Raw genomic sequence first — 10,653 nt, 5'->3', positions numbered from 1 at the left:
GCTACCGTTTCCAGTAGTTATCCCCCTCCATCGGGCAGTTTCCCAGACATTACTCACCCGTCCGCCACTCGTCACCCGAGAGCAAGCTCTCTGTGCTACCGTTCGACTTGCATGTGTTAGGCCTGCCGCCAGCGTTCAATCTGAGCCATGATCAAACTCTTCAATTTAAGTTTGATGCTCGTGAATTAAACTTCGTAATGAATTACGTGTTCACTCAGAGACTTGGTATTCATTTTTCGTCTTGCGACGTTAAGAATCCGTATCTTCGAGTGCCCACACAGATTGTCTGATAAATTGTTAAAGAGCAGTTGCGACGCGCTTTAGCGCTCTGTCGCGAGGTGGCGTATATTACGCTTTCCTCTTTCAGAGTCAACCCTCATTTTCAGGTTTTTCTCTTCAACCGACCGGGCTGTTTGTGTGAAGTGATTCACATCCGCCGTGTCGATGGAGGCGCATTATAGGGAGTCGACTCAGGAAGACAAGCGGAAAAATGCATTTTTGTTTCAACCGCTCACCTTTTACCCACAACGCTTACTTTTGCTGCTTTTTTATCGCCATTGGCAGGTCTGCCAGACTATTTATAACCAAATCTGCCGCATTTTCTGCTTCCGGCGTGACGGGTTTGCCCGTGCGCACCAGTACCTTGGTTCCAACATTCGCAGCTGCCGCCGCCTGCATATCTTCTATTTTGTCGCCTACCATATAAGAAGCGGCCATATCGATGTGCAGGAAGTCGCGGGCGGAGATCAACATCCCGGGATGCGGTTTACGGCAATCGCAGACCTGACGATACTCTTCTACTGTGCCCTGCGGATGATGCGGGCAATAGTAGATACCATCCAGATCAACATCGCGATCGGCCAGCGACCAGTCCATCCATTCGGTCAACGTTTCAAACTGAGCCTCGGTAAATTTACCGCGCGCGATACCAGACTGGTTCGTCACCACAATTAGCGCGTAACCCATATTTTTAAGTTCACGCATGGCATCGATAACGCCGTCGATAAACTCGAACTCGTCAATCTCATGTACGTAACCGTGGTCCACATTAATGGTGCCGTCACGGTCGAGAAAAATTGCGGGTACAGACTTTGCCACCTTTTATAGCTCCTGAATAAGGCATGTGGCTCTAGTATCGCATGTTTCGGCGGGCAAGAAAGTGCTCATCGTGCAAAGCTAGATTGATTTAGACGTCTGGATGCCTTAACATCCATCTTGTTGACGGCTTCGACCGTCCCAGACAGACGAAAATGCCACGGCTAACTTAATTACGATAATAAATAACCAATGATTAAACTTTCGAATATCACCAAAGTGTTCCAGCAGGGGACTCGCACCATTCAGGCGCTAAATAATGTCAGCCTGCACGTTCCTGCCGGGCAGATTTATGGCGTCATTGGCGCCTCCGGTGCCGGTAAAAGTACACTTATCCGCTGCGTTAACTTACTTGAACGCCCAACCGAAGGTAGCGTTCAGGTCGGCGGTCAGGAGCTGACCACGCTTTCAGAGTCCGAGTTGACTAAAGCTCGCCGTCAAATCGGCATGATTTTCCAACATTTTAACCTGCTCTCTTCCCGTACCGTGTTTGGCAACGTCGCGCTGCCGCTGGAACTGGATAACACACCAAAGGAAGAGATCAAACGCCGTGTATCAGAACTGCTGGATTTAGTTGGTCTTGGCGACAAGCACGATAGCTATCCGGCCAACCTTTCCGGTGGACAAAAACAGCGAGTGGCGATCGCCCGTGCGCTGGCAAGTAATCCCAAAGTGTTGCTATGCGATGAAGCCACCAGCGCACTCGACCCGGCAACCACGCGTTCGATTCTGGAACTGCTGAAAGACATTAACCGCCGTCTGGGTCTCACCATTCTGCTGATTACCCATGAGATGGACGTTGTAAAACGCATTTGTGACTGTGTGGCGGTCATCAGCAATGGTGAACTGATTGAACAGGACACCGTCAGCGAAGTTTTCTCTCACCCGAAAACGCCGCTGGCACAGAAGTTTATCCAGTCCACTCTACATCTGGATATACCGGAAGATTATCTGGCGCGTTTAAAAGCAGAGCCGCAAGCTGACAGCGTGCCAATGCTGCGCATGGAGTTCACCGGTCATTCAGTCGATGCGCCATTGCTCTCTGAGACGGCCCGTCGCTTTAATGTGAATAACAACATTATTAGCGCGCAGATGGATTACGCCGGCGGCGTGAAGTTCGGCATTATGCTGACTGAAATGCACGGCACACAGGAAGATACACAAGCAGCCATTAACTGGCTGCAGGAACACCATGTAAAAGTAGAGGTACTGGGTTATGTCTGAGCCGATGATGTGGCTGCTGGTTCGCGGCGTATGGGAAACGCTGGCAATGACCTTTGTGTCCGGTTTTTTTGGTTTTGTCATTGGCCTGCCGGTTGGCGTATTGCTGTACGTTACGCGTCCAGGGCAAATTATTGAGAACGCCAAGCTTTACCGTACGCTCTCTGCGCTGGTAAATATTTTCCGTTCCATCCCATTCATTATTTTGCTGGTGTGGATGATTCCGTTCACCCGCATGATTGTGGGCACCTCTATCGGGCTGCAGGCCGCTATCGTCCCGCTGACCGTCGGCGCCGCACCGTTTATCGCCCGTATGGTGGAAAACGCGCTGCTGGAAATCCCGACCGGGCTGATTGAAGCCTCTCGTGCAATGGGCGCTACGCCGTTGCAGATTGTACGTAAGGTATTACTGCCAGAAGCGCTGCCGGGTCTGGTCAATGCCGCCACCATCACGCTCATCACGCTGGTTGGCTATTCCGCGATGGGCGGTGCCGTCGGCGCAGGTGGTCTGGGACAGATTGGCTACCAGTACGGTTATATTGGCTACAACGCCACCGTGATGAATACAGTACTGGTATTGCTCGTCGTTCTGGTTTATTTAATTCAGTTATCCGGCGATCGCATCGTCCGGGTTGTCACGCACAAATAACGTTGCACACAACACTAAAAACTCATTAAGAAAAGGAAATAAGCATGGCGTTCAAATTCAAAACCTTTGCGGCAGTTGGAGCCCTGATCGGTTCTCTGGCACTTGTGGGTTGCGGCCAGGATGAAAAAGATCCTAACCACATCAAAGTGGGCGTTATTGTTGGCGCAGAGCAGCAGGTTGCAGAAGTCGCGCAGAAAGTGGCAAAAGAAAAATATGGCCTGGACGTTGAGCTGGTCACGTTTAACGATTACGTCCTGCCTAACGAAGCGCTGAGCAAAGGCGACATTGATGCTAACGCCTTCCAGCACAAACCGTACCTGGATCAGCAAATTAAAGATCGTGGTTACAAGCTGGTTGCCGCGGGCAATACTTTTGTTTATCCGATTGCGGGCTATTCCAAAAAAATCAAATCACTGGATGAGCTGCAGGAAGGTTCTCAGGTCGCGATTCCAAACGACCCGACTAACCTCGGCCGCTCTCTGCTGCTGCTGCAAAAAGTGGGCTTAATCAAACTGAAAGACGGTGTTGGCCTGCTGCCGACCGCGCTGGACGTGATTGAAAACCCGAAAAACCTGAAGCTGGTTGAACTGGAAGCGCCGCAGCTGCCGCGTTCACTGGACGATGCGCAAATCGTCCTGGCGGTCATCAACACCACCTACGCCAGCCAGATTGGCCTGACCCCGGCAAAAGACGGTATCTTTGTTGAAGATAAAGATTCTCCGTACGTAAACCTGATCGTGACCCGTGAAGACAACAAAGATGCTGAGAACGTGAAGAAATTCGTGCAGGCCTACCAGTCTGACGAAGTGTACGAAGCAGCGAACAAAGTCTTCAACGGCGGTGCTGTTAAGGGCTGGTAATTTTAGGCTGTTTCCAGAATCTGTAATATCATCAGGACGGGCGCTTGCCCGTCTTGTCATTTATGCAAGCACCTGATTCAATATCTGACGTTTAGATCATTCATTGAGGAAATATTATGCGTGCTTTACCGATCTGTTTAGTAGCACTCATGCTGAGCGGCTGTTCTATGTTAAGCAGATCCCCTGTTGAACCCGTTCAAAGCACCGCTACCCCGCCAAAAGCGGAGCCGGAAAAACCAAAAGCACCGCGCGCGGCGCCGGTAAGAATCATTACTAACGCCGAAGATTTAGTGGGTAAACCGTTCCGCGATCTCGGCGAAGTCAGCGGCGAATCCTGCCAGGCATCAAACCAGGATTCCCCTCCGAGCATCCCAACCGCACGTAAACGCATGCAGATTAACGCCTCTAAAATGAAAGCGAATGCGGTATTGCTGCACAGTTGCGAAGTCACCAGCGGGACGCCAGGTTGCTATCGTCAGGCGGTTTGCATCGGTTCTGCACTGAACATTTCGGCGAAATGAGCCATTTTCAGTTCGAGCAAATAGGCGTTATCCGCTCACCTTATAAAGAAAAGTTCGCCGTTCCACGCCAGCCAGGCCTGGTGAAAAGCGCCAGCGGCGAACTGCATTTGCTCGCTCCCTATAACCAGGCCGAAGCCGTTCGCGGCCTGGAAGACTTCAGCCATTTGTGGGTGATTTTTGTTTTTCATCAGACAATGGAAGGTGGATGGCGTCCAACCGTGCGCCCTCCCCGTCTTGGCGGCAACGCCAGAATGGGCGTATTCGCCACGCGTTCAACGTTTCGTCCGAACCCTGTTGGCATGTCTTTGGTTGAGCTGCGGGGTATCCGCTGCCATAAAGAGCACGTAATCCTTGAGCTCGGCGGGCTGGATCTTGTCGATGGTACGCCGGTAGTGGATATTAAACCGTATCTGCCCTTTGCCGAATCGCTGCCCGATGCTCGCGCCAGCTATGCTCAGGATGCACCGCAGGCCAGCGTAGCTGTGACCTTCAGTGAAGAGATCGCCGGGCAACTGGCTGGGCTGGAAAAACGTTATCCGCGTCTTTGCCAGTTTATTGCCGAAGTGCTGGCGCAGGATCCACGTCCTGCCTACCGTAAAAACGAGGAAGAAGGCAAAACCTATGCCGTTTGGCTGCTGGACTTTAACGTCCGCTGGCGCGTTACGCCGTCAGGATTTGAGGTCTTTGCTCTGGAAGCCCGCTAATTTGCGTCGCGTACTCTTTTGACATCCCTTTCTCGCTGGTAAACTAAACCACTTTTGTTTTGTGCCAGGCTCGTTTTGAGCCTGTTCGATCGTTCAACTGGAACCGTAACAACATGCGTACTAGCCAATATCTGCTCTCCACTCTGAAGGAGACACCTGCCGACGCCGAAGTCATCAGCCACCAGCTGATGCTGCGCGCCGGGATGATCCGCAAGCTGGCCTCCGGGTTATATACCTGGCTGCCGACCGGCGTGCGCGTCCTGAAAAAAGTCGAAAACATCGTGCGTGAAGAGATGAACAACGCCGGTGCGATCGAGGTGTTGATGCCGGTCGTTCAGCCCTCTGAGCTGTGGCAAGAGAGTGGCCGTTGGGAACAATACGGCCCGGAACTGCTGCGTATTGCTGACCGTGGCGATCGCCCGTTCGTCCTTGGCCCAACGCATGAAGAAGTGATCACCGACCTGATTCGTAACGAGCTGAGCTCTTACAAACAGTTGCCGCTGAACTTCTACCAGATCCAGACGAAATTCCGTGACGAAGTCCGTCCGCGCTTCGGCGTGATGCGTTCCCGCGAATTCCTGATGAAAGATGCCTACTCTTTCCATACCTCTCAGGAATCTCTGCAGGAGACCTACGACGCGATGTACGCGGCGTACAGCAAGATCTTCAGCCGTATGGGTCTCGATTTCCGTGCGGTCCAGGCGGATACCGGTTCAATCGGCGGTAGCGCCTCTCACGAATTCCAGGTGCTGGCGCAGAGCGGCGAAGATGATGTGATCTTCTCCGACACCTCCGATTATGCCGCGAACATCGAATTCGCCGAAGCCGTTGCGCCAAAAGAGCCGCGCGCGGCAGCAACGCAGGAGATGACGCTGGTTGATACGCCGAACGCGAAAACCATCGCCGAGCTGGTTGAGCAGTTCAACCTGCCGATTGAGAAAACCGTGAAAACCCTGCTGGTGAAAGCGGTTGAAGGCAGCAAGTCTCCGCTGGTCGCGCTGCTGGTTCGCGGCGATCACGAGCTGAACGAAGTCAAAGCGGAAAAACTGCCGCAGGTTGCTAGCCCGCTGACCTTCGCCACCGAAGAAGAAATTCGTGCGCTGGTAAACGCAGGCCCTGGTTCTCTGGGCCCGGTCAACATGCCAATTCCGACCGTTATCGACCGTACCGTTGCCGTGATGAGCGATTTCGCCGCGGGCGCCAACATCGACGGTAAGCACTACTTTGGTATCAACTGGGATCGCGACGTTGCCACCCCTGAAGTTGCGGATATCCGTAACGTAGTCGCTGGCGACCCAAGCCCGGATGGCAAAGGTACGCTGCTGATTAAACGCGGCATCGAAGTGGGTCACATCTTCCAGCTGGGTACCAAGTACTCTGAAGCGATGAAAGCCGCCGTTCAGGGCGAAGATGGCCGTAACCAGATCCTGACCATGGGTTGCTACGGTATCGGGGTCACTCGCGTGGTTGCTGCCGCTATCGAACAGAACTACGACGATCGCGGTATCGTATGGCCAGACGCCATTGCGCCGTTCCAGGTCGCGATTCTGCCGATGAACATGCATAAGTCCTATCGCGTGCAGGAGCTGGCTGAGAAGCTGTACGCTGAGCTGCGCGCGCAGGGCATCGAAGTGCTGATGGATGACCGTAAAGAGCGTCCGGGCGTGATGTTTGCCGATATGGAACTGATCGGTATTCCGCACACTATCGTGCTGGGCGACCGTAACCTCGACAACGACGATATCGAATACAAATACCGTCGTAACGGCGAGAAGCAGTTGATTAAAACGGGCGGCATCGTCGACTACCTGGTAAAAGCCATTAAAGGCTAATATCAGCAAAAGGCCCTGATTATCAGGGCCTTTTTTTCATCAATTAATTACATCCTTTACCGGGGATAAATTTCGCATCTTTATCCGCCATCAGCGTTTTCACTTTTTCGCCGGTGTCCGGGTTCGCCTCCAGCGTGAAATGCGCTTCCAGCGTCAGTAATACGGATTGCCCGTTTTCCGCGCGCGCGGCTAAATAGTCACGTTCAAGCTGGGCGTTATTCGCCACCGGCATCCGTTTACCCGTTGCGCAGTCGGTAAAGATAGCTGCGTCAGCCATATAGAAGTACATCCCCCGCATCGGCATTGGCGTCACCGGTAGGCTGGCGGAAACTGGCTGGAGCGTGTAGTTGAACTGTGACTCAATCGGATTACCTTCACGATCGAGCATTTCCAGCGCTTCACCTTTTGCCCGGTAGTACGACTTTTCACCTTTGCTGTCGGTCAGCACCAACTTGTCAGCAGTGCGCGCCCATGTACCGTAAGAGGCAAAGGACGACGGTTCATCCCGCACACCCTGATAACGTTCGTTCATCACCCATGTTCCGTCTTTTTCGAGGAACAGAGAAGTTTCAATCCCTTCGCAGTCCGCGCAAGGCAAGATGCCACGCCAGCTTTGCTGCATCGGTTTTAATTCTGCCGCCCGTGTCGGCTGTAGTACTTCGACTTCAGTACGGTTGTTACAGCCGATCAAGGAAAAAAGCGTGCATGCAGCGACTACGGACAATATTGCTGTTTTCACTATCAATTCCTTATAAATTTTTATTCCTGCTCGTCAGTCTTGCGTCCGACGAACTCTCCCGCGCAGTGACTTCACTGTGGATTTTTGCGCCTTCGATGACAACCTACGCTCTTTCGAAGCGCGCGTAGGACGCGTTGCCTGTCGGCTTTTTTGCACTGCGGTTAATTCTTTAATTACCGCCACCAGCCGGGAGATTGCCGCTTCCCGGTTTAGCTCCTGGCTACGGTATTCCTGCGCCTTAATAATAATGACGCCATCGCCGCTAATCAGATGATGGCTGGCGGCCAGCAGGCGTTCTTTATAATACTCTGGCAGGCCAGAGGCCCGAATGTCAAAGCGCAAATGGATGGCCGTCGAGGTCTTGTTAACGTGCTGACCACCAGCGCCTTGCGCCCGAATCGCCGTGATTTCCAACTCATTATCAGGGATAGAGACGTTTCGGGAGATGACTATCATGAACTCGGCTGCCACGCGGTCAGATGAATTTCCAGATTGTTCTGAGAATCGGATAACCAGATAGCGCCATCCTGGATCGTTGCCTGCAGCGCCATGGTGCGACCAGCAAATTCACTCAGTTGCGCCAGCTGTTCGTCATCCAGATACCACACGGTAAGATTTTTAAACTGCGCGCACTTACTCTGGTTTTGTTGCCACCAGATCTGAGCCGCACGGCTGTTGTAGGTAAACAGGGCCACCTCAGCAGACTGAGTGCAGGCTTTCTTAATACGGCGCTCATCCGGCAAGCCGAGCTCAATCCATAAATCAATGCCCAGATGATCGTTTCGCAGCCATGCTTCCGGTTCATCTTCCGCACTCAAGCCCCGCGTAAACTGCAGGCGCTCATCGGCATATTTAATCCACGCCAGCAAGCGCAGCATCATGCGCTCCTGGGTTTCTGAAGGGTGACGCGCCAGCGTCAAGGCTGCGTCAAGGAACTGGTTGCGGTCGAGATCCGCCACATTGACTACAGCTTTATAGATTGTCGCTTTAAGCGCCATTTGAGAACTCCTTTCGAATCAGGCGCACATTGTAGCGAAATCTGCGGCAAAAGGCTGCTAACAGCGCCTCTATCAAGGCGCTGATATTGCCTGAATGAGTATGGTATAGTCACCTTGCTAAACAGAGTTTATCTTCGTAGGCTTAGACTTGCATCCACGGTTAAGTCAGAGTGCTGACAGGAGGGCATGTGGAAAAATATTGTGAGTTAATACGCAAGCGGTACGCGGAAATCGCCAGCGGAGACTTAGGGTATGTCCCGGATGCGCTGGGTTGCGTATTGAAGGTGCTTAATGAAGTGGCGGCAGACAGCGCCCTTTCAGAGTCGGTCAGGGAAAAAGCGGCCTATGCTGCCGCGAACTTACTGGTGAGCGATTATGTCAATGAATGAAACGTATCAACCCATCAACTGTGATGATTACGACAATCTTGAACTCGCCTGCCAGCACCATTTATTACTGACGTTGGCGTTAAAAGATGGCGAAGTTTTGCAGGCGAAAGCAAACGATCTGGTTTCACGCAAAAACGTGGAATATCTGGTCGCAGATGTCGCAGGTGAAACCCGGGAGCTTCGCCTCGATAAAATTGCCAGCTTCAGCCACCCGCAAATCGGTACCGTGGTCGTCAGCGAATCCTGATTCTTTTGTTGCCGGATGGCGGTGCAAGCACCTTATCCGGCCTACTTTCTATGCGATATGTAGGCCTGATAAGCGCCCCGCCATCAGGCATGCCAAACCAGACTCACCCCTGCTCCAGCTTCCGCCATACTCTCACGCGTCACAAAAACACCCGCAGCCGCAATCAGCGTTTCGCCGTAAAACAACAGCGGCGTGGTATCTCGTCGCCAGGGCGGGATCCCCTGCTCCTGCCAGATTTTCTTTAATTTACGTCCACCGTTACGCCCGACAATATGTAATACGCCGGGTGCTTTAAACCGAATGCTGACGGCTTCATCTGCTTGCGGCAGACGCAATTCGCCAGCAGGGATGAGCTGCACCGTGCCTAACCCGGCAGGCAGCGTCAACGACGTTTCCCAGCAGGCCCACGGAATGACGGTTTCGCTTTGTCCGTCGACCGATTTCACCCACCACAGCTGTGACTGATAACGACGAATGTCGAACTCTCCAAGGCGAAAACTGGGGGAAGCATCTTCCCGCGCCAGCGCGACTTCCTGCCAGATACGTTCCAGCGCGTCACGGGAAGGCATTGGCGCATTTAATCCTGCCAGCCAACGGCGAAGCAGGGCGGCACGCCGTACGCTGCTCATCGTCATTAGCGGCGCCAGTAACAGTGTGCCCTGGGCCGTGACACAGTCGGCTAAATCACTGGCAAGAAGTTCGTCCAGCAAGCTCTCCTGCTCGGCGCACAGCGCGGCGCTGCGGGCCGTGGCTTGCGCAAAGTGCGGCCAACGCTGTTGCAGCAACGGCGTAACGCGCAATCTGAGGAAATTGCGATCGTAGGTATCGTCCTGATTACTTTCATCCTCAATCCAGCATAATTGGTGCTGTCGCGCCCACTTCTCCAGCGCCTCTCGCGTTTGCGCCAGCAGCGGTCGGATTAGCCGGGTCCCGGCAAACGGCGAGCTTTCTCCCATAGCGGAAAGCCCGGCGGGACCACTGCCGCGCTTAAGGGCCAGCAGAAAGGTTTCGCACTGGTCATCCAGATGCTGGGCGGTCATCAACTCCTCGCCCGGCAGTAACGTCTGTGCAAAGGCATGATAGCGCGCCCGCCGCGCCTGAGCTTCTATCCCCAACCCATCATCTTCAAGGCGGACCCGTTCAACCACCAGCGGCACCTGCCACTGTGCGCATATCGATTCACAATGCTGCACCCAGCTGTCCGCGTGAGGACTTAATCCATGATGAATATGGATTGCGCGCAACGTAACTTCAGGGTGCTGTGCTCGCCACAGCACTAACTGATGCAGCAGCACGGTGGAGTCCAGCCCGCCGCTAAAGGCGACCAGAATCGATTGAGAATTCAGCAGTGAAGTGTTCAGCGTGAGTGTTGTCATGATGGTTACTTACAATGGGATT

13 protein-coding genes and 1 rRNA gene are annotated in these 10,653 nt (G+C 53.3%); 8 read left to right on the top strand and 6 right to left on the bottom strand.

Translation table 11 applies throughout. The features are described 5' to 3' along the window. Together ACVXHP_RS14535 and gmhB are read right to left on the bottom strand one after the other, a co-directional pair. Positions 1-167 (bottom strand): 16S ribosomal RNA (locus ACVXHP_RS14535); the annotation flags it as partial. Between the two features lie 364 nt (positions 168-531). Next, a complete protein-coding gene (gmhB, locus tag ACVXHP_RS14530; RefSeq protein WP_042312133.1) occupies positions 532-1,098 on the bottom strand; it encodes a D-glycero-beta-D-manno-heptose 1,7-bisphosphate 7-phosphatase in 567 nt (188 codons plus the stop codon). A gap of 189 nt (positions 1,099-1,287) precedes the next feature. On the opposite strand from gmhB, the gene metN reads away from it, so the two are divergent. The 6 genes from metN to proS all read left to right on the top strand — a co-directional run bounded on the left by metN (position 1,288) and on the right by proS (position 6,882). Further along, positions 1,288-2,319: a methionine ABC transporter ATP-binding protein MetN gene (metN, locus tag ACVXHP_RS14525; RefSeq protein WP_200008670.1), complete on the top strand. Its 1,032-nt coding sequence runs from the start codon at positions 1,288-1,290 to the stop codon at positions 2,317-2,319. Then, positions 2,312-2,965: a methionine ABC transporter permease MetI gene (locus ACVXHP_RS14520; RefSeq protein WP_006686810.1), complete on the top strand. Its 654-nt coding sequence runs from the start codon at positions 2,312-2,314 to the stop codon at positions 2,963-2,965. The genes metN and ACVXHP_RS14520 overlap by 8 nt, the downstream gene beginning before the upstream one ends. 44 nt (positions 2,966-3,009) lie before the next feature. Further along, positions 3,010-3,825 (top strand): methionine ABC transporter substrate-binding lipoprotein MetQ, encoded by an 816-nt coding sequence (gene metQ, locus ACVXHP_RS14515; protein WP_447571702.1) that lies wholly within the window; start codon positions 3,010-3,012, stop codon positions 3,823-3,825. A gap of 116 nt (positions 3,826-3,941) precedes the next feature. Next, positions 3,942-4,346: an Rcs stress response system protein RcsF gene (gene rcsF / locus ACVXHP_RS14510; protein WP_016151780.1), complete on the top strand. Its 405-nt coding sequence runs from the start codon at positions 3,942-3,944 to the stop codon at positions 4,344-4,346. After that, entirely contained in the window at positions 4,343-5,050 is a 708-nt protein-coding gene (gene tsaA, locus ACVXHP_RS14505; RefSeq protein ID WP_447571701.1) for a tRNA (N6-threonylcarbamoyladenosine(37)-N6)-methyltransferase TrmO, read from the top strand. The genes rcsF and tsaA overlap by 4 nt, the downstream gene beginning before the upstream one ends. A 113-nt stretch (positions 5,051-5,163) precedes the next feature. After that, positions 5,164-6,882 carry a proline--tRNA ligase gene (gene proS, locus ACVXHP_RS14500; protein WP_447571700.1) on the top strand — a complete coding sequence of 573 codons (1,719 nt, stop codon included), beginning with the start codon at positions 5,164-5,166 and terminating at the stop codon, positions 6,880-6,882. Between the two features lie 43 nt (positions 6,883-6,925). On the opposite strand, the gene nlpE is transcribed toward proS, so the two are convergent. Genes nlpE through ACVXHP_RS14485 form a run of 3 tightly spaced genes read right to left on the bottom strand, consistent with a single transcriptional unit; the run spans position 6,926 to position 8,619 of the window. After that, positions 6,926-7,624, bottom strand: coding sequence for an envelope stress response activation lipoprotein NlpE (gene nlpE / locus ACVXHP_RS14495; RefSeq protein ID WP_087857695.1), 699 nt, complete (start codon positions 7,622-7,624; stop codon positions 6,926-6,928). 30 nt (positions 7,625-7,654) lie between these two features. Further along, a complete protein-coding gene (arfB, locus tag ACVXHP_RS14490) occupies positions 7,655-8,077 on the bottom strand; it encodes an alternative ribosome rescue aminoacyl-tRNA hydrolase ArfB (RefSeq protein WP_038637447.1) in 423 nt (140 codons plus the stop codon). Beyond that, positions 8,074-8,619 (bottom strand): YaeQ family protein, encoded by a 546-nt coding sequence (locus tag ACVXHP_RS14485; RefSeq protein WP_447571699.1) that lies wholly within the window; start codon positions 8,617-8,619, stop codon positions 8,074-8,076. The genes arfB and ACVXHP_RS14485 overlap by 4 nt, the downstream gene beginning before the upstream one ends. A gap of 188 nt (positions 8,620-8,807) precedes the next feature. Between ACVXHP_RS14485 and ACVXHP_RS14480 the strand changes: the two genes are divergently transcribed. Both ACVXHP_RS14480 and rof read left to right on the top strand, forming a co-directional pair. Beyond that, entirely contained in the window at positions 8,808-9,008 is a 201-nt protein-coding gene (locus ACVXHP_RS14480; RefSeq protein WP_005132083.1) for a YaeP family protein, read from the top strand. Then, complete coding sequence (rof, locus tag ACVXHP_RS14475; RefSeq protein ID WP_003018503.1) at positions 8,995-9,255, top strand: Rho-binding antiterminator; 261 nt, start codon at positions 8,995-8,997, stop codon at positions 9,253-9,255. The genes ACVXHP_RS14480 and rof overlap by 14 nt, the downstream gene beginning before the upstream one ends. Positions 9,256-9,338: 83 nt before the next feature. On the opposite strand, the gene tilS is transcribed toward rof, so the two are convergent. Continuing rightward, on the bottom strand, positions 9,339-10,631 hold the full coding sequence (gene tilS / locus ACVXHP_RS14470) for a tRNA lysidine(34) synthetase TilS (protein ID WP_447571698.1): 1,293 nt from the start codon (positions 10,629-10,631) through the stop codon (positions 9,339-9,341). Positions 10,632-10,653: the final 22 nt, after the last annotated feature.

This window comes from Citrobacter freundii complex sp. 2025EL-00176 (genome assembly GCF_053309355.1).
The sequence above is the reverse complement of the archived record's forward strand: the minus strand, read 5'-3'. Positions and strand labels throughout refer to the sequence as shown.